At 70.7% G+C, this 17184-nt stretch carries 16 protein-coding genes; 6 read left to right on the forward strand and 10 right to left on the reverse strand.

What is annotated here, in order from left to right:
- Positions 1–323: 323 nt before the first annotated feature.
- The 5 genes from ACIPSE_RS46310 to ACIPSE_RS46330 form a co-directional block, all read right to left on the reverse strand.
- Complete coding sequence (locus ACIPSE_RS46310; protein ID WP_401676048.1) at positions 324–1523, reverse strand: TIGR02679 family protein; 1200 nt, start codon at positions 1521–1523, stop codon at positions 324–326.
- Between the two features lie 77 nt (positions 1524–1600).
- Positions 1601–5857 (reverse strand): TIGR02680 family protein, encoded by a 4257-nt coding sequence (locus ACIPSE_RS46315; RefSeq protein ID WP_401676050.1) that lies wholly within the window; start codon positions 5855–5857, stop codon positions 1601–1603.
- Positions 5854–7176 (reverse strand): TIGR02678 family protein, encoded by a 1323-nt coding sequence (locus ACIPSE_RS46320; protein ID WP_401676052.1) that lies wholly within the window; start codon positions 7174–7176, stop codon positions 5854–5856. The genes ACIPSE_RS46315 and ACIPSE_RS46320 overlap by 4 nt, the downstream gene beginning before the upstream one ends.
- Positions 7173–8801: a TIGR02677 family protein gene (locus ACIPSE_RS46325; protein ID WP_401676054.1), complete on the reverse strand. Its 1629-nt coding sequence runs from the start codon at positions 8799–8801 to the stop codon at positions 7173–7175. The genes ACIPSE_RS46320 and ACIPSE_RS46325 overlap by 4 nt, the downstream gene beginning before the upstream one ends.
- A 192-nt stretch (positions 8802–8993) precedes the next feature.
- Positions 8994–9398 (reverse strand): transposase, encoded by a 405-nt coding sequence (locus ACIPSE_RS46330; RefSeq protein WP_401676080.1) that lies wholly within the window; start codon positions 9396–9398, stop codon positions 8994–8996.
- A gap of 45 nt (positions 9399–9443) precedes the next feature.
- On the opposite strand from ACIPSE_RS46330, the gene ACIPSE_RS46335 reads away from it, so the two are divergent.
- Positions 9444–10700, forward strand: a complete 1257-nt coding sequence (locus tag ACIPSE_RS46335) for a KR domain-containing protein (RefSeq protein ID WP_401676056.1) — start codon at positions 9444–9446, stop codon at positions 10698–10700.
- Here the strand turns inward: ACIPSE_RS46335 and ACIPSE_RS46340 are convergent.
- On the reverse strand, positions 10669–11322 hold the full coding sequence (locus ACIPSE_RS46340; RefSeq protein WP_401676058.1) for a TetR/AcrR family transcriptional regulator: 654 nt from the start codon (positions 11320–11322) through the stop codon (positions 10669–10671). The genes ACIPSE_RS46335 and ACIPSE_RS46340 overlap by 32 nt on opposite strands.
- A gap of 65 nt (positions 11323–11387) precedes the next feature.
- Between ACIPSE_RS46340 and ACIPSE_RS46345 the strand changes: the two genes are divergently transcribed.
- Genes ACIPSE_RS46345 through ACIPSE_RS46360 form a run of 4 tightly spaced genes read left to right on the forward strand, consistent with a single transcriptional unit; the run spans position 11388 to position 14579 of the window.
- Entirely contained in the window at positions 11388–12404 is a 1017-nt protein-coding gene (locus ACIPSE_RS46345; protein WP_401676060.1) for an ATP-binding cassette domain-containing protein, read from the forward strand.
- Positions 12401–13246 carry an ABC transporter permease gene (locus tag ACIPSE_RS46350; RefSeq protein ID WP_401676062.1) on the forward strand — a complete coding sequence of 282 codons (846 nt, stop codon included), beginning with the start codon at positions 12401–12403 and terminating at the stop codon, positions 13244–13246. The genes ACIPSE_RS46345 and ACIPSE_RS46350 overlap by 4 nt, the downstream gene beginning before the upstream one ends.
- A 33-nt stretch (positions 13247–13279) precedes the next feature.
- Entirely contained in the window at positions 13280–13750 is a 471-nt protein-coding gene (locus tag ACIPSE_RS46355; protein ID WP_401676064.1) for a hypothetical protein, read from the forward strand.
- Positions 13743–14579 carry a Uma2 family endonuclease gene (locus ACIPSE_RS46360; protein ID WP_401676066.1) on the forward strand — a complete coding sequence of 279 codons (837 nt, stop codon included), beginning with the start codon at positions 13743–13745 and terminating at the stop codon, positions 14577–14579. Before ACIPSE_RS46355 ends, ACIPSE_RS46360 begins: the two co-directional genes overlap by 8 nt.
- Here the strand turns inward: ACIPSE_RS46360 and ACIPSE_RS46365 are convergent.
- The 3 genes from ACIPSE_RS46365 to ACIPSE_RS46375 all read right to left on the reverse strand — a co-directional run bounded on the left by ACIPSE_RS46365 (position 14576) and on the right by ACIPSE_RS46375 (position 16021).
- Positions 14576–15004: a hypothetical protein gene (locus tag ACIPSE_RS46365; RefSeq protein WP_401676068.1), complete on the reverse strand. Its 429-nt coding sequence runs from the start codon at positions 15002–15004 to the stop codon at positions 14576–14578. The genes ACIPSE_RS46360 and ACIPSE_RS46365 overlap by 4 nt on opposite strands.
- A 208-nt stretch (positions 15005–15212) precedes the next feature.
- The gene (locus tag ACIPSE_RS46370; RefSeq protein WP_401676070.1) at positions 15213–15677 is read right to left on the reverse strand and encodes a nucleotidyl transferase AbiEii/AbiGii toxin family protein; all 465 of its coding nucleotides are present in this window, start codon (positions 15675–15677) and stop codon (positions 15213–15215) included.
- Positions 15674–16021, reverse strand: a complete 348-nt coding sequence (locus ACIPSE_RS46375; protein ID WP_401676072.1) for a hypothetical protein — start codon at positions 16019–16021, stop codon at positions 15674–15676. The genes ACIPSE_RS46370 and ACIPSE_RS46375 overlap by 4 nt, the downstream gene beginning before the upstream one ends.
- Before the next feature lie 590 nt (positions 16022–16611).
- Between ACIPSE_RS46375 and ACIPSE_RS46380 the strand changes: the two genes are divergently transcribed.
- Positions 16612–16839 (forward strand): hypothetical protein, encoded by a 228-nt coding sequence (locus tag ACIPSE_RS46380; protein WP_401676074.1) that lies wholly within the window; start codon positions 16612–16614, stop codon positions 16837–16839.
- A 122-nt stretch (positions 16840–16961) separates the two neighbouring features.
- Here ACIPSE_RS46380 and ACIPSE_RS46385 read toward each other — a convergent pair.
- Positions 16962–17184: hypothetical protein (locus ACIPSE_RS46385; RefSeq protein WP_401676076.1), on the reverse strand; the 223-nt coding region annotated here is incomplete at its 5' end.

Here is a 17184-nt window from a genome sequence, read left to right on the forward strand (position 1 = left end):
CGCGACCCGGCGACGCCCGCCGGACGGGGTGGGCCGGGCCAGATCGCCGACCGGGGATCCCGGCGAACATGACGTCGCCCTCGTATGGCGGGCGCAGTCCGGCCGACATGCCCCCGACCGCCCGCTCTGCCCGTGCGTTGACGGTAGCGCCGGTGCCCGAGGTCCCGAGCCGGGAAGGAAAATCGTCCGCCCTCCAGGTAGTTTGGTGTTTTGCCTGGTGAGATCGTTGGGGTGCGGTGGTGTCGGGTGGTCTGAAGGAGGCTCAGGGAGTGGGTTGGTTCCCAGATGGCTCCCCAGAGCCCGTCGCGGAGGCGCCGACGTCCTTACGCCCGGTGTGAGAGGTCGTTCACCAAGAGGTCGAGCGTGGCCTCCTCGTGGAGCGCGACGCCGAGGGCGGTCATGGCGGGGGCGAGATCCGGGTCCCAGTCCGCGTCGACCGGCTGGCCGTCGAGTGCCAGTTGAGGGATGCCCTCGGCCTGACTGCGAGCGGCCAGATGCTCGTAGTCCGCGGTGCCCATGCGCCACGGCCGGGCTTCGTAGCGGCGGATGACCCGGTTGGCCAGAGCGATCCCCGGCCAGTCGAAGTCGCCGTGGTACGCGAGGCGGCAACCCGTCGCGGCGAGGGCGTCGAGAAGCGTGATGACCACGGTGGCGGCGCTGCCGGAGGTGCACACGAGGGGCTGGATGCAGGCCGCGTCCGCCGCGGCTTCAACCACGCGCGGGTTCTCACAGATGTGGATGAGCGTTTTGGAGGGGAGTCGTAGCCGGAGAACATGCAGGTCGCGTGGGGTGACGTGAACCTCGGCGTGATGGTCGGCTCGCTCCCGCAGGGCTCGCTCCCGCCAGCCATCGCCCTCGGGGCGCAGCCCGTACGTCAGGACCGTGCTGGAGACCTCGTCCGGCGTGACGGACACCAGCCGCCACAGAGCGCGTCGGCCGGCCGCGTTGTCGGGGAACTCGGTGCCATGGGCGAGGGCGACCCCGCGTTGGACGAGGCGTGCGAGCCAGGTGCCGTCGTCCAGGCCGTGCGCGGAGCCGGTCGTCATGGCGGCGAGTTCTCCTCGGCCGCGTGTGCCGTTGCGTTCAGGTCCTTCGGGTCCGAGGAGAGCGGTGAGGACTTGGACCGCCTGCTGGAGTGTCCATATCGCCGCTTCGGGCGTCACTCCTCTCGGAACACCGGCACGGTGCAGCAGGTCGTACCACTGCCGGGGCCATTCCTGGTTGGCGAGTGGGGAGGCGTCCAGCGAGGAAGCAAGGGACGACCACACCTGCTCCCTACGTGCCGCCACGTCCGCGCGGGCGGCGCGGCGGTCGGTGAGTGGCGGGCCGAGTTCCTCCAGGGTCTGTCTGAGGCCGAGTCCGGCGGCCGAAGCGCGTAGCCGTGCGTCGAGCACGTCGAGCCGTATGGTCACGGCGGCACCTGTGAGGGGTTTGCCCAGCAGGAGAGACAGGTCGTTGCGTTCCTGGGCGTTCATCGCGGTCAGCCGGAGCGAACCCGTGGCCTGTACGCCGTTGCTCTCCAAGCGTTTACGTACCCCCTGCCAGAGCCGGGTGAGTCCAGGTCCCGTCAGCCAGTCGCGCGTTGCGGAGGGCAGCCCGCTCATACGGACACCAGACGCCGGTGCCGACCGTTCCAGGTGTAGTGCAGGGTGGCCACCCCGCGGACGTGGGGATCACGGAGGCACTCGTATATGTGCAGGGACGGAACTTCGGGCCAGTTGCCCATGAGCCGCTCGCTGGTGAGGACGAAGTCGAGATCGAGGTCGACGAGGATACGGCCCAACCGGCCGTGGGTGGGTTCGTCGACCTTGGCGAAGGCGTCGTCCAGGAGGATCAGGCGCGGTGCGTGCGGTGCCGACTCGGCCAGGTTGGTGAAGTGGGCGGCTGCCGCGGCGAAGAGCACCAGATAGGACAGGACCCGTTGTTCGCCCTGGCTGAGACCGGTCCGCCCGGTGAGCTTCCTACGGCGGCCCGGAGCCGCGTCCTCGACCACGAAGGTGTGGAAGCGGAACCAGTCGCGGTAGTCCAGCGCGGTCCGCAGATGGGCGGCGTACCCGGCTGACGGGTCGGCGCGGCGGGCGTCCTCGATCCGGCGTTGCAGCACCTCGCGCAGCTGCTCGGTCTGGTCGCGCGTCCTCAGGCTCGACGGACTGCGCAGCAGCTCGACGGCCGCGCGCACATCCGCATCCACGTCCTCGTCCAGTTTCCACAGCAGCTCGACGCCGAGGCCGTGGGAGGTGCGCACGGTCCGCAGGGTGTCGTTGAGAGCGGCGACCAGGTTCGCCGCGGTGATGACCTGCGCCGAGAGGTGGTCACCGAGCTCGCCGGTCAGGAACCGCTGGAAGACCTCGCGTTCGCGCTCGGTGAGCCGCCCTCGGGCCTCCGCTGCCTGCACGGCGATCCGCTCGCCCACGGCTGCGACGTCATGGGACCCGTGGTCGTCGACCAGGCGGCACACCTTGATCCCGTCGCGCTCCTCCAGCTGCGCGTCAAATCCGCCGGCCAGTTGGTCGCGCAGATCGGTGTGCCGGTTGAGCAGGGTGCTGTCCGACACCTCGCCCTTCGGGCGGCCGAGGGCCTGCTCTACGGCGTCGGCGAGGGCCCGCAGTGCGCGCAGACGGCTCCGGACGTCCGCGCCGGGATCATCCGACACGTACTCGGGCAGCGAGGACCGGTCAAGGCCGGCGCCGAGCACCACCTCCGGTCGGCCGAGAGCACTGCGAAGAGCGCTGCCGGTGTCGATGACCGTCGTTTCCTGGTCCGCCAGGGTCCCGCGCAGGCGCTTCTCGTCCTCTTCCGCGCGCACGCGCAGGTCGTGGAAATCGTCGCGAGCTCGTTGCGCCGCGGGGAGCGCTTGAACGGCGTTTGTGATGCGCTGCTTGGCGTCCTGCTCGCGGGAGAGGATTTCCTCCTCGGACGACCCGATGGCCTCCTCGCGGGTGCGCAGGTCCTGCTCGGCGGTGCGCAGCCCGGCGAGGTGGAGCCGGTAGCTCTCGTCCGCGGCCAGGCGATCCTCTTGGGCGCGTCCGTACCGGTCGGCATCGGCTTGGTTGGTACCGAGCCGCTCGCCCGTGCCGCCGACGGCCCTGCGCAGATGCCCGATACCGCTGAGCAGGCCGGTCAGTGCGGTGCGCACACGGTCCAGGGCGGCGGGGTCGCTGGGCAGGTCGTGGGCAGTCGCGGTGGAATCCGCCTCGGTCCGCGCCGATACCGCGAGAGCACGTGCCTCCTCGGCCAGCCGCGCCGCCCGGGTCGCCTTGGCGGTCAGGTCGCGCAACGTCCGCTCGGCCGATTCGGTCCTGCTCCAGGCGTCCGCGAGATTCCGTGCCCTGGGGAAGTCCCGTTCCGCGAGCGTGAGAGCCCGACGCATGGCATCGGCTACGGCGAGCTCCTCGCGGACATTGGCCAGCTGGTGTTCCGTATGCGCGATCCGCTCCTGCAACTCGGCGAGGATGCGCCGCCGAGTCTCGGCGCGTACGGCGGCCCCCACGTACTCGGTGTCGCCCTTGTCATGACAGCCGCTGAGTACACCCAGACGCCAACTGCCGTCGTAGAAAACCGAGTCGTGCGCGAAGGTCTCCTGTGCCGATGCGAGTGCGATGGTGGCCAGGAGATCCCCCACCTGCTCGGAGGTGACGCCGCAATCCGGTTCAGGGGCCGGGCGCAGGGCCGAGGCGAGAGTCCGCCCGCCGGACATGACGGAACCCGGCTGGAGAAGGGTGTCCCGCGTACGCGGATCGAGCAGGACGCCGTCCGCACTCACCCACGCGTCCAAGATCCCGCTCGCCTCCAACGCCCCTTCCAGACCGGCCCGTTCGGCCGGAGTCAGGTCGTCCGCGAAGTCCACGATCCGGTAGAAAGGGGCTCCACTGCCCGGCGTCCTCGCGGCGGCGCGATGGTGCGGGGTCGGCGGCTCGGGATCGGTACGTTGCTCCCAGTCCCGCTTCTGCTCCGCCAGGCGGTCGAGTTCCACGCCGAGCCGATTGACGCCGAGTGCCAGGGTGTCCCGGCGTCCGGTGAGCTCCTCGCCGTACGGCTCCAACGCGGCCTGAGCCGCCCGCCACGCCTGGCTGTCGATGTCGGGCGGCAGCGTACGGTCCGCGAACGGCGCGTCGGTGGAGGCCTCGTGGCCGACGGTGGTGTGGACGGCGTCCAGTGTCGGGCAGTCGGCACCCAGCACGGTCCGCGTGTGGGCCACCCACTCGGCGACTCGACGGGAGTAGGCGCCGCTCTCCTCGGCGACCTTCTCACGGCTGCCGTCGAGATGGCCGGCGGCGTCTTCCGCCTCGCCTTCCAGCCGTTCCCGCTCGGCATCGGCCCCAGCCGCCGTGGCCCGGGCCTCGTCCGCCCGTGAAATGAGGAGGGTCACCTCCTGAACCATCCGGGCCCGGTTTCTCGCGACCGACTCGGCGTCCTCCAGCTGGTTCTGCCAGGCCCGCAGCCCTTCCTGCGCCGTGACCGTGTCCACACGGGCCACCGACCGGTGCCGTACGGTACGCATCTCCCCGTCCGGAGTCGGCAGCTCGGTCTCGGCTGCCTGGGCGAGTACCGTGCGCGGCAGAGCCACCGCCTCGCCGAGATGGCCGGTGGGAAGCCCGGCCTTCTCCGCCTGCGTCAGCAGCTCCCGGTATTCGGTTCCCAGCTCGGCCAGCCGGCTTCCGAGGTGTTCGACACCTTCAGCCAGCCGCTCCGCCGAGCCCTCCTCCGCGTCGTGGGCGTTGCGCAGGGTGGTGAACGCGGCCGTGGCGGCGGTGTGCAGCGCCTCCACCGTGCCGCGGCGCTCCGACAGTTCGCGCAGGCTGCGGTAGGCGTGACTGGCGTGCAGGGCGGCCAGGTCGGTCCGGGCGGCCTGTTCTTCCTCGCGCAGGGTCTCCAGCCGGCCCTCCGACTCCTCCTCCTGCGTCCTCAGGTCGCTCGTCCGCTGTGCGGCGTCCCCGGCCGCCCGGCGCCGCTGAGCGAGGACGCCCAGCTCGTGGCTCACTCTCTGGGCAGAAGTGCGCAGGACCCCGGCCAGGTAGCCGCGGTAGCTGGTGAGGAACGTACGCAAGGCCGCGTCGGTGCGTTCCAGGCGGCCGAGTTCGTCCCGTACGGCGTCGAGGTCGTGGAGGTTGCGCGCCACCTTCTCGACCACGTCCTCGTCGAGCCCCGGCAGGGTCTCGCTCAGCAGGGAGACCAGGCCCCCGTGTTCGATCCGGTCGCCGACCGTCGGGCGCCGCAGCCGGTGGAGGAGCTGGGTGAGGTTGCGATAGCGCGTCGCGTCGGTGATGCCGAACAGTTCCCGGGCCACACGCGCACGGTGCTGGACCGCACGGTCGGTCGCGTTGTCGGAGCCGATCACCTCCTTGAGCCGGTCGACCGGCAGCGGCTTACCGGCCTCGACCAGGTGCAGGTCCTCACCGATCCGCAGCGGGGTGACGAAGAACGTCGGCAGCGCCTTCTGCGTCGACTTCGAGGCGCGGATGGCGGCACCGAGCGTCAGGTGGCGGTGACCGCCGTCGTCGTCCGCGCCCCGGAACTCCACCCACAGGTACCCGAGACGGTTGGTCTGCTCGAACCCGTCCAGCATCAGCCAGGCAAGCGTGGTGCGGCCGCTGCCGGTCGCATCCAGTGCCCGGGAATCGCCGTCCAGAAGATACGGAAGCAGCATCTCCAGGGCCTTGGACTTGCCCGCGCCGTTCTTGCCGCGCAGCAGCAGCCGTCCGTCGCCGAAGGAGAACTCCTGCTCGTCGTACTGCCAGACGTTCTGGATGCCCGCCCGGTGCAGCCGGAAGCGGGTGCCGGCGGTCGTCGCAGGGCCGGCGGGTGTCGCAGCGCCGGAACGCGGCAGCGGAACGAGGCCACGCGCGTCGGTGGTCATAGCGGCAACTCCTCTTGAACGTCCGCGCCTTTGCCGGCTGCGGTGGCCGGGCGCACCGTGACTTGGGTGGCGTAGCGGGCCGCTGCGGCCAGCAGCACCCAGTCGTCGCCGGGCCGTGCGCCATGGACATCGGTCACCGTGCGCCCTTCCGATGCCTCTTCGACGTACCCCTCCGGCAGTCCTTCGCTCTCGGCACGCAGCCGGACCGCGCGGGCCATCAGCCGCATGCGGACCAGCAGGTCCAGTACGGCCTCTCGCAGGGAGGGAAGGTCCTCCAGGTAGCCGCGTTGCCAGTTGCTGCGCTGCCCGTACTCGGCGATCAGTTCGGCCAGCATCTCGTCCACCAGGCCGTCCGGGACAGCCACCCCGATGACGAGCGTCCCGCCGGTCGCCGGATGCCCCGGTTCCTGCGGCCGAAGCCGCTCCACAAGCCGTTCCGCCAGCAGCAGCGCGGCCTGTGCGACGGTCCCGGTGCCCGGCAGGTGCAGATCCGTGAGCTCCTCCTCGGGGTCCACGAGCGCTACGCCCTCGGCACGGATCTCCATCTCCAGGCCCAGGAGTTCGGAGAAAGCTTGGGCCTCCCGGCGCTGCCGGGTGCGCAGCCAGTCACGTTCGGCGTCCGTCAGCTCGTCGAGGTGGACGACGGGTGTCTCGACGAGCATCCGGCGCACGTAGGTGCGTGGTCCGCCGAAGCCCGGGTCCGCTGCCCGCCGGACCAGGTCGGCGCCGTCCCGTGCTTGGGAGAGCGGGCCGGCGACGACCACGCGTGCCAGCTCCCGATCTATCGTGATCAGGGCTTCTCCGCCCGCCTCCTGCGCAAGCGCGGCCACGTGGCCCTCGGTCTCGATGAGCACGCCCCAGTCGACGAGCTGGCGCAGAGCCGCGACCAGGGTCCGTTTCCCGGCCGCCCGGCCCGTTTTCTCCAGCTCGATCCCGGCGTCGGCTGCGGCAGCCCTGATATCGGCGACCAGGTGTGACAACAGCATCTGCCCGGGCGCGGTCACCAGCACGGACAGGGCCAGCGCGAGGCAGGCGTACGTGTGTGGGGTGAACGGGGTGCCGGTGGAGCGCTCCAGCCGATGACCCGAACCCGCCCCCAGCCCCGCCTTGAACAGCCGGGCGTAGGAGCTGTCGACCAGCAGGCGGTAACCGAGCACCTGCTGGAACCGTTTGCCCAGCCAGTCGGCGTGCCTGCGGATCAGCGGGAAGAGGTCGGCGTGGGGGCCGTCCGACGCGATCAGCGGGTGGGCGAGCAGCAGCCTGGCGGCGGTGCGGCGCTCGGCTGCCAGGGCTACGTCGTGAGTCGAGGGGAGGTTCATGACACGCTCGCCTCCGCTTCGCCGTCGACCACGGCGGAGGTGCGACCGATGTCCAGCTCCAGGTCGTCCAGCAGCAGGTCGCCGTCGGCCGAGTAGAGCACCGTTCGCGTGCCCGCTGTCCGGCGCACGGTGAGGCGGATACGCAGTTCGGCGTCTTCACTGCTGGCCGAGTCGAGGCCGAACCCCGCCGTCCTCTCCCCGTCCGCGCTGACGGGCCTGCTGAGCTGTGCGTTTCCGAGCGCTGTGGCGAGCAGCTCCAGGAGCAGGCCGAGCGCCGCTGACGTGAGGCGTACCTCGGCGAACCGGCCCGACGCGCTGCGCAGTTCGTCTGCCGCCGCTGCTCTGGCCGCTGCCCGCTGACGGGCTGCCTCCCTCAGCAGCTGCTTCTGCGCGGAGTGGTCCTCCACCGCTGAGGCCCGGCCCCGCTGGGCGCGGCTGCCTCTTTCGCGCAGGGCCACCGGCACCTCGACCACCGGACCGGTCCACCAGCTCGTGTAGGCGGGCACCACCTCGTCGGTGGCCGGAGGTATGCCCAGATGGCGGGCGCCGTACAGCCCGAAGGCGGCGACGGCGATGTCGTGTGCGTCCCGCGGCGCCGCTTCGTCGAACCAGCGGGCCAGCCGCAGCAGATCCTTGCGCCGGGACATCTCCCCGGTGGCCGACCGCAGCATCCGCTTGGCGTTGGCGAGCAGCGACTGCAACGCGCGCAGGGTGGCGTCGCGTAGCTGGTCGACCTGGCTGCCCTGGCCGCCGGTGTCGCTGAACCAGCCATGCAGGCCCTCCCAGTCCGCGAATTCGCGGCCCCGACTGCGCTGGATCCGGACCTCCGGGCGGCTCTCGCCCTGCGCCTGCGCCGAGAGCCCGGTCAGCCCCTGAGCGTGAGAGTCCAGCCGGTCCAGCAGAGCCGGGATGTGCGGCCACAGGGTGTCCAACGCCGCCGAGATCCGGGGCGCGCGGAACGCCACGTCCTCCGTGATCGCCTCGACGTAGTCCAGGAGCAGCTCCTTGAAGCCCTGGTACTCGGCGCTGTCCAGGTCGTAGCGGGACAGCACCTGGCCGAGGTAGGCGTAGAAGTCGCGTATGGAGTCCGCGAACTCGGTGAACTGCACGAACAGCGTGCTGATCCGTTCCAGTCCGTCCTGCGGCTCGACGCCGCCCGGCGCGGTCACAAGGCCGGCCAGCTCCCGTAGTCCGCGCTCGACCAGTGCCAGCAGTTCGTTGCTCACCTCGCGGGCGGCGTCGGCTTCGGCCAAGACTCCGTCGGCGTCCCGCTGGATGCGTTCGCCCAGTTTCGACAGCTGGTAGCGCGAGCGGGAACGCTGGTACTCGCTGATGCTGGACGCGTTCACCGTGTGGCTGCTGCGCAGCAGGTTTCCCCACTGGACCAGCTGTTCCAGTCGGACCGTGAGGGTGTCGGCGTCGAGTCCTGCGGCAGAAGCACCAGTCTGGCGCAGTTTCGCCATGATGTCCGGGACGGCGAGATCCGCCAGCAGCGTTCCGCAGAAGACCCGCATGATCGCGACGTGCTCCAGCCGCTCAGGCGCGCTGAGGTACGTGTACGCGTTCAGCCGCCGCCGCGCCTCCTCGTCGGCGTCCTGACCTGCACCGGATGCTGATACCCCCATGCCCGTGAGGTTACGCGGCGCATACGGGTGCCGCCGGTGGGTGGCCGAAAATGCCACGGACGTGTGTCGGCCTGTGGCGAATCCCGTGGCAGCGGTGTGTGTGGCATGGGGCGTGCAGCGTCCCCGGCTCACCCTGAATGGGCCCTTCGGCTTCTGTGCTCAGTGATTCCTGGAGGGCGTCTGAAAAGCCGGTCAGCGGGCTGGTCTTGCGAGGCGGCGCACGAGGAGCATGGCCATGGTGAGGTAGATGGCGTTCTCCGAGCAGACGCGCAGGTACTCGTAGTCCTTTGACAGGCGGCGGCACCGTCCCAGCCAGGCGAATGTCCGCTCTACGACCCACCGGCGCGGGACGACCGCAAAGAGGGGCACTTCCGGAGGCGGTGTGCCTACCTTCGCCCAGGTCGAGCGGAACCCTCCGTTGCGGCGCTGCACGACCTGCACGGTGATGCCGGTGGCTTCCCGTGCCCAGGCATGGAAGTCGGCGCCACGGTAGCCCTGGTCCGCCCACACGTGCCGAAGGCGCGGGAAGGCATTGGCAGCCCGAGCGAACAGGACTGCAGCTCCGTCGCGATCGCCGACGCTCGCCGGGCCTTGCAGGTGACCAGGACAGTGCCGCGGGTATCGACGAGCAGGTGGCGCTTGATGCCGCTGACCTTCTTGCCGCCGTCGTACCCGTGCAGCCCGCCGCGCTCACTGGCCCTCACGCTGCTCGACGAGCTGTCCGGGCTGGGCGCCCGGGCCGAGATCGTGGCGTGCGACGTGGCCGACCGGGGCGACCTCGCCGGGGCGCTGGCCGCGGTGCTGGCCGAGCACCCGCTCACGGCGGTCGTGCATGCGGCCGGCGTCCTGGACGACGGGGTGCTGCCCTCGCTCACCCCCGACCGGATCGACACCGTCCCGCGGCCCAAGGCCGACGCGGCCGTGCATCTGCACGAACTCACCGCGGGGGCCGACCTCGCCTCGTTCGTGCTGTTCGCCTCCGGCGCGGGCCTGACCGGCTCACCCGGTCAGGGCAACTACGCGGCGGCCAATGTGTTCCTCGACGCCCTGGCCTGCCACCGGCGTGCCAAGGGCCTGCCGGCGACCTCGGTGGCCTGGGGCCTGTGGGCCGAGACCAGCGAGCTGACCGCCGGCCTCACCGGTTCCGACCGGGCGCGCATGGGCGGGTACTTCGCCCCTGTGCCGACATCGCAGGCGCTGGCCCTGTTCGACGCCGCGCGCGGCTGCGCCGAACCCGTCCTGCTGGCGACCGCCGTGCGCACCGCCCGGCTGCGGACCCTCGCCCGGGACGGTGCGCTGCCGGCGCTCTGGCACGGCCTGGTCAACGCCCCGGCCCGGCCACAGGTCGTGAACGCCGATCCCGCCACCGGTGTGGCGCGGCAGCTGGCGGTGCTGAGCACGGCCGGCCAGCGGCAGTTCCTGCTCGACCTCGTCCGCTCGCACGCGGTCGTCGCGCTGGGCGGTGGGGACCCGGCGGGCCTGGACCCGGACAGCCCGTTCAAGGATCTCGGGTTCGACTCCCTCACCGCCGTCGACTTCCGCAACCGGCTGTCCGCCGCGACGGGCAGCCGGTTCCCGGCGAGCCTGGTCTTCGACCATCCCACTCCCGGCGAACTCACCGATCATCTGCGCACCAGGCTCGTTCCCGAGACGGAGCCGGGCCCCGAGCCGGTGCTCGACGAGATCGACCGCCTCGAACGGACCCTGGCCAGGGCCGGGACGGGGGAGGCGCTGCGGGACCGGATCGCCGGGCGGCTGCGCGGGCTGCTGGGCCTGTGGGAGGACGCTCAGCCGGAGACCGGTGCCTCCTCCCCGGAAGCGGTCGAGGCCGTCCTCGACTCCGCCACCGACGACGAGCTGTTCGCGCTCATCGACCGTGGCCTTCCGGACACTGCGTGACCGGCTGACGCTCCGGGTCCCGCGCCTTCGCACCGCACAGGAGCAGCGCGCTGCGCAGACACAGCGCCGCTGCCTCGTCGGTGGTGAGGCGCTCGGCCGTCACCTCGGCGGCCGCGGTGTGCTGGAGCCCGATGACGGCGGCGGCGAGCCAGCCGGCGGGCAGGTGCGCGCCGAAGTCGCCGGTGTCCTGGCCGCGCCGGATGAGCTGCTCCAGCCGTGGGGGGACCGGGTCGGAGAGCGCGTTGCGGCCCGGTCGCGGAGCCCCGGGGCCGGCCGGGTTGAGCAGCAGGGGGTTGCGGCGCAGGAACTGCCAGCCCGCGTCCAGGAACCGGGCCAGCGCCTCGGCGGGCGCGGCCGTGTCGAGCGCCGCGGCGTCGAGCGCGGCGAGGTACTCGGCGGCGGCGGCCTCGATGAGGGCGAGGAGCAGCGCGTCGCGCGAGGGGAAGTGCGCGTAGACCGTCTGGCGGGTGACGCCGGCCGCGGCGCCGATCTCGTCCATGCTCGCGTCCGGCCGCTCGCCGAGCACGACCCGGGCCGCGTTGAGGATGGCGTCGATGCTGCGCCGGGCGTCCGCCCTGCGGCGGCGCGGTGGCGTGGTGGCGGTGTCGTGCGAGTCGGGCATTCCCCGAAGATACGTGAGCCCTCACAACCTTGACAAGGTGTAAGAGTTTGACTAACTCTTACGACATGTCAAAGAAAAGTGCGGACGGGGACCAGCCGGCGGTCGAGGCGCACGGCCTGGTCAAGCTCTACGGCGGCAGCCGCGCGCTGGACGGGATCGACCTCACGATCGGGCGCGGACAGGTCTTCGGCTTCCTCGGGCCCAACGGTGCGGGCAAGACCACCACGATCCGCATCCTGGCCACCCTGACCAGACCCGACGGCGGCACCGCCCGCGTCCTCGGCCACGACGTGCTGACCGAGACGGACAAGATCCGGGCCAAAGTCGCCGTGACCGGGCAGTTCGCCTCGCTCGACGAGGACCTGACCGGGCACGAGAACCTGCTGATCCTCGGCCGGCTCAACGGACTGTCCCGGGCGGCCACCAGGAAGCGCGCCGACGCCCTCCTCGACGCGTTCGACCTGACCGGCGCCGCCGACCGGCCGGTCGGCGGCTACTCGGGCGGCATGCGCCGACGCCTCGACATCGGCGCCAGCCTGATCGTCACCCCCGACCTGCTCTTCCTCGACGAGCCGACCACCGGGCTCGACCCGCGCAGCCGCAACCAGGTCTGGGACCTGGTCCGGCGGGTCGCCGGGGCCGGCACCACCGTGCTGCTCACCACCCAGTACCTGGAGGAGGCCGACCAGCTCGCCGAGAAGATCGCCGTCATCGACGGCGGCCGGATCGTCGCCGAGGGCACCAGCGCCCAGCTGAAGTCCCGGGTCGGCTCGGGCACCCTGCACGTCCGGCTCCTGGACGGCGAGCAGCGCCCGCGCGCGCTGCAGATCCTCACCGGCGCCCTGGAGGGAGCGGTCCAGGCCGCCGCGGACCCCCTCTCCGTGTCCGTGCTGCTCGCCGAGCGACCCGACGGAGCCGACATGGGCCGACTCGTCGGGCGCGCCGCCACCCGGCTCGCCGACGCCGGGGTCGGCATCGCCGACCTCTCCCTCGGACGGCCCAGCCTGGACGAGGCCTTCCTCGCCCTGACCGGCCACCGGACCGATTCCGCCACCGACGACCACGAGGAACCGACCTCATGAACACCCCCGCCGTGTCCACCCGCCCCGCCGCGGCCCCGGACCCGATCGACACCCTCCTCGCCGAGGGCCGCGCCCGCAGCCGGGCCGGCGCACTCGCCGCGTCGGCCACCTTCGGCAGGCGCGCCATGCTCAAGCTCAGGCACGACCCCAAGCAGCTCGTCGACTCCTCCGCCATCCCGATCCTGCTCACGGTCCTGTTCACCTACCTCTTCGGCGGCGCCATCAGCGGCTCGACCAGCGAGTACCTCACGGTCCTGCTGCCCGGCGTGCTCACCATGAGCATCGCCATCGTCACCATGTACGGGGGCGGCAGACTCGCCCAGGACGTGCGCAGCGGGGCCTTCGACCGCTTTCGCGGACTGCCCGTGTGGCGCGGTGCCTTCGTCCTGGGCGGACTGCTCAGCGACATCGCCCGCTATCTGTTCGCCTCCGCCATCGTGCTCGCCCTCGGGCTGATCATGGGCTACCGCCCCGACGGCGGTGTCCTCGGCGTACTGCCCGCCGTCGCCCTGGTCATCGCCCTGGGGCTCTCCCTGTCCCTGGTGTGGGCGGTGGTCGCCCTCGCCGTCCGCGACCAGGCCGTCGTCCTCAGCATCGCCAACGCCGTGCTCATGCCCCTGTCGTTCGCCAGCAACATCTTCGTTGCGCCGAGCACCATGCCCGGCTGGCTCCGGACCTTCGTCGACGTGAACCCGCTCAGCCATGTCTCCAGCGCCGCGCGTGCCCTGATGAACGGCACCGGAGGAGCCGGCGGCGACATCGGCTGGTCACTCGTCGCGATCGCCGTCCTCACCCTGGTGTGCGGCCCGATCGCGCTCCGCCTCTACAGCAAGCAGGGCTGACCCCCACCGTCCTCCCTTCACAGCGGAGACCTCATGCGTGTAACAGCGATTCCCTCGGGCCACCGGGCCAAATGGGCCGTCCTCGTGTTCTGGATCGGACTGCTGGTGGTGGCCGGGGTGTTCAGCGGCAAGTTCAACAGCCTCGTGCAGAACGACGTGGGCACCTTCCTGCCGAAGAAGGCCGAGTCGACCCAGACCATCGAACTGGCCAAGGAGTTCACCCCCGACCTCAGCTCGGCGGTCGTCGTCTACGAGAGCGACGACGGAACGGTCACCGCGGACGACCGGGCCCTGGCCGCCGCCGACGCGCGGCGCTTCGCCGGGCTCGCCCACGTGCGAGGTCCTGTCGACGGGCCGGTGACGGCCAAGGACGGGCCCTGGGCCCGAAGGCCGGGTGACCGGGCACCGTCGGCCCTGAACTCCGGCCTTCTCTCGCCCGCCGTACGGGGACGCGCCTCCCGTGGGGCACGACGATGTCGTCATGCAGAGTGGGTGCGTGACTGAGCAGAGCGTCTACCGCCAACTGTGCGAGTTCCGCGAGACCTTCGACCCGCCGGAGCTCCTGGTGCGGCCGGAAATCAGTCATGGCCAGTTGCTCATGATGATGAGCCCCAGGAAGCAGCACCAACTGGTGGCGCACCGTCTGCGTGTTCAGCTCGAGCCGCAGCTGGACACAGATCTGGTCCTGATGCTGCAGACCGACATGGAGGACGCCGCTCTGGGCGTCCTGCGCATCCCGGAACTGGTAGTGATCGACGAGGAAGAAGCCACCGCAGACAGCGACGCCATCGACCCCCGGCGCTCCCACCTGGTCATCGAGATCGTCTCGCGGTCCAATCCGGCCAACGACTACGAGGGCAAGCTGCGCGCCTATCCCGCGATGGGCGTTCCGCACTACTTGATCGTCGACCCCCGGGACGGAACCACTGGGCGCCCACCTGCCGCAGCGCCGAAGCCGCGTATGACAACCGGCAGCACTACGTGTTCGGAGACACGATTACGGTTGCCGGATGGAAGATCGACACGGCCGTCCTGCCCCGCTGCGGGGAGAATGGTGGTCAGTGAACGGCATGGCGCAGTTGGTGCGGTTCTGGCGGAGGATGTCGCAGGCCCGGCTGGCCGAACTGGCTTTCCCCGCCCGCGGCCAGATCAGCGTCCCGCGTGGCCACTTCGATTACCTGCTGTTGACCACTTCGTGTGCGCAGCGTGCGGTCATCCGTGGCGGTGCTCGCCCCACCACGGCAGGAACGGAGGCAGATCGCTGAGCCCGCGGGCGGGCCGCTTCGGTAGCGACGACTCTCCGTCGTCCCCGTCTCAGCGGCGTGCGTATTAGTCGGGGAGACTGCCCCAGCCCCAGTAGGGAACCGGGCGGTCGGGGGCTTCGCCGAGTTCGTCGAGGGGATCGATTCGTTTGTCCGCCACGGTGCACAGGTGAGCCCAGTCGTCGCCCATGTCGAAGACGTAGGCGAACTGCTCGTCGGCCTGCAGCCTGCCGAGCCTGGTGGTGTGGCCGTCCTCGGTGTCGTCCGGGGCCTCGCCGTCCCACCAGTCCAGAGGGCTGACCTGGGTGCCGTCGGACAGCGTGAACAGGTGCAGATGGGCCAGGTCCCAGCGGCCGAAGGCAACGTCGATGGCGGTGGCGAACTGGGCGAAGGAGTGCGATCGCGCGGCGGCGAAGACCCGGCCGGGGCGGGGCCACAGGTCTGCACCGTGCCCGGAGATCAGCTCCACCCTGATGGAAAGCCTGCTACGTGCCACGGGCACAGCCCTTTCATGCGCAAGTTCCCCGAGCCGACGCCGAGGCCACTGAATCTGACTGCCAGGTGGGGAATCGAGGTAGCCGTACGCGGGGGAACTCCTACTGGCCGCTGGCACGTTTTCCTCGCTGTGAGCCCAGTAGGCGAGGTCCAGGGCTGCGGTGAGCTGGTGGCGTTGTGTCGCCGGTAGCCGTGTGGCGTGAGTGTGGCTATGTGTCGGGGGCTTCGTCGTAGGGCTCGGCGAGGCGCTGTGCGAGGTCGTCGAGCCAGTGTTGGGCCCACTGGCGCAGTTGTCTGATGCGTGGGGTGTCCATGCCGTAGGCCTCGAATTCAGCGTCGCTGATCCACTCCAGGCTCTCCAGCCGGTCGTGGAGTTCGCCCAGGTCGAATTCGTCGGGGCGTCTGGCGGCGAGGAAGCGGGCTTTGAGCGGCGCCACGTCGACGACAGTGATCCGCCAGCCCTTTCCGGTCAGCCAGTCCGTGATCTGTTCGATGATCTCTGACATGTCGGCGGGGTGCTGGGTGGCGAAGTCGAGGTCCTGGCTGGGCCGGTGCACGATGCCGTGTGCCCGGACGGCGTAGCCGCCCATCAGTGCCAGCCCGTACGGGCGCCCGGCGGTGAGAGCGTCGGCGAGCAGCCGCCGGTGATGCTCGGGCAGGTTGTGCAGACTCATGCGGCCGCCGCCGGCCGCAACCGCGGGAAGCGCTCCTCCCACACGGCACGTACGCTGCGGCCGAGCATCTTGCGCAGGACGGGCCAGCGGCTGACCAGCAGGGTGGCGTCGAGGTAGTGGGTGTAGTCCTCGTGGTGGCCGTTGAGCAGCACGATCCGGTACAGCCCCAGCAGGAGCTTTTCGTCGGCGAGGTCGAACGTCCGCAGCCCCGACCACGCCAGATGCAGCGGCAACGTCACCGCGCCGTGTACTGGCCCAGCGAGCTCCGAGAGATCGCGGGGTAGCTGGTCCGCGGCCGGAGCCCAGCGCGAGGACGCCACCGTGGCCGGTGTTACCTCGGCCATGATGCCCACCTCCTGTGTCCGGCCCGGCGTGCTCGGGCACCCTCTAGCCTAGTCTCCCGCACAGGGGCCGGCGCAGCTGACGCGGACGACTGCGGGACTCTGGCCACGTGGCAGGCATCCTTCCACTGTGAGGGGGTCTCGTTCCCGCCCGCTGTGGGAGCGGTCATTGTCAGCTGGCCATAACGTCGTGTAGCTGTCGTGCAGCGTGCTCGCGGTGGTGCTGGGTGGGGATCGCTTCGTACAGGTTCAGGGCGCTGCGGCGGACCAGGCCGGTGTGGGAGTCGACGGGTAGCGCCGCGAGGGCAGCGACCGGAACATCGGCGCAGCGGCATGCTCCTATCACGACGGCGGCAGCGAGCAGGCATGCCGCCGTCCTGCCAGCAGCGCGCCTTGGATCTGTCCGCACCGACCAGCACCAGGACGCGCACCCCTGTTGGTTCCTGGCTGGCGATGCCCCCCCCGGGGCCGTCAGCGATATCCGTGCACAAGCCGACTGGCTCGGTCTGTTCGCAGAGGAGCGGGCCGCGGCCGACCGGGCCTGCCGCTACCGGGAGAACAACGCCGCCCATCTCCACTATGACCAAGTCCTCGTGGCCGGATGGCCGCTTGCCAGCGGCATCGTCGAAGGATCAGCAGGTCATCTGGTCGCCGACCGGCTCGATATCACTGTCAGCTGTTGGACCGTCCCCGGAGCCGAGGCTGTCCTGACTCTGATCAGCAACGGCGGCTTCCAGCAGTACTGGACCTTCCGCATTCAGAGAGAACGCGAATGCCTTTCTCCCCGGCTTGAACAGCACAACAACGAACTCAGGTCCTGACCGGCGAGCTCACGGCAGAAGAGCGGCACTCAAAGCGATGCGACCCTGCCGAACGGGGCGCAAGGCGCTATGGGTGTCGGGCTGTGGGAGCGTCTTCATGTTGTCGCGGACGGACCTGGCTGTCAGAGGTTCACGCCACGGGTCTGGGAAGCTGCTTCCTTCAGGCGTCGCACTGCGCTGGCGGGGTTCTCGCTGATCTGCTTGTTCAGTCGCTCCAACTCGCGCTTTGTAGCGTCCTCGTTGAGTTTTCCAGGGTCCTCGTTGGAGGAACGGCCCTTTTCCAGGATCGCGACCCGGACCAGGCCGGCAGCAGCGAATCCGCATACGCCTGCTTCGCCGACGTTG

The sequence above is a fragment of the Streptomyces sp. NPDC090106 genome, from assembly GCF_044747265.1.
Taxonomy (GTDB): Bacteria; Actinomycetota; Actinomycetes; order Streptomycetales; family Streptomycetaceae; genus Streptomyces.

Bases quoted from the DNA above. Each gene is read 5' to 3' on its own strand.
- ACIPSE_RS46315 (WP_401676050.1), bottom strand. From the start codon at position 5,857: ATGACCACCGACGCGCGTGGCCTCGTTCCGCTGCCGCGTTCCGGCGCT.
- ACIPSE_RS46375 (WP_401676072.1), bottom strand. From the start codon at position 16,021: ATGGCCGAGGTAACACCGGCCACGGTGGCGTCCTCGCGCTGGGCTCCG.
- ACIPSE_RS46320 (WP_401676052.1), bottom strand. From the start codon at position 7,176: ATGAACCTCCCCTCGACTCACGACGTAGCCCTGGCAGCCGAGCGCCGC.
- ACIPSE_RS46370 (WP_401676070.1), bottom strand. From the start codon at position 15,677: ATGAGTCTGCACAACCTGCCCGAGCATCACCGGCGGCTGCTCGCCGAC.
- ACIPSE_RS46325 (WP_401676054.1), bottom strand. From the start codon at position 8,801: ATGGGGGTATCAGCATCCGGTGCAGGTCAGGACGCCGACGAGGAGGCG.
- ACIPSE_RS46345 (WP_401676060.1), top strand. From the start codon at position 11,388: ATGTCAAAGAAAAGTGCGGACGGGGACCAGCCGGCGGTCGAGGCGCAC.
- ACIPSE_RS46335 (WP_401676056.1), top strand. From the start codon at position 9,444: ATGCCGCTGACCTTCTTGCCGCCGTCGTACCCGTGCAGCCCGCCGCGC.
- ACIPSE_RS46355 (WP_401676064.1), top strand. From the start codon at position 13,280: ATGCGTGTAACAGCGATTCCCTCGGGCCACCGGGCCAAATGGGCCGTC.
- ACIPSE_RS46340 (WP_401676058.1), bottom strand. From the start codon at position 11,322: ATGCCCGACTCGCACGACACCGCCACCACGCCACCGCGCCGCCGCAGG.
- ACIPSE_RS46350 (WP_401676062.1), top strand. From the start codon at position 12,401: ATGAACACCCCCGCCGTGTCCACCCGCCCCGCCGCGGCCCCGGACCCG.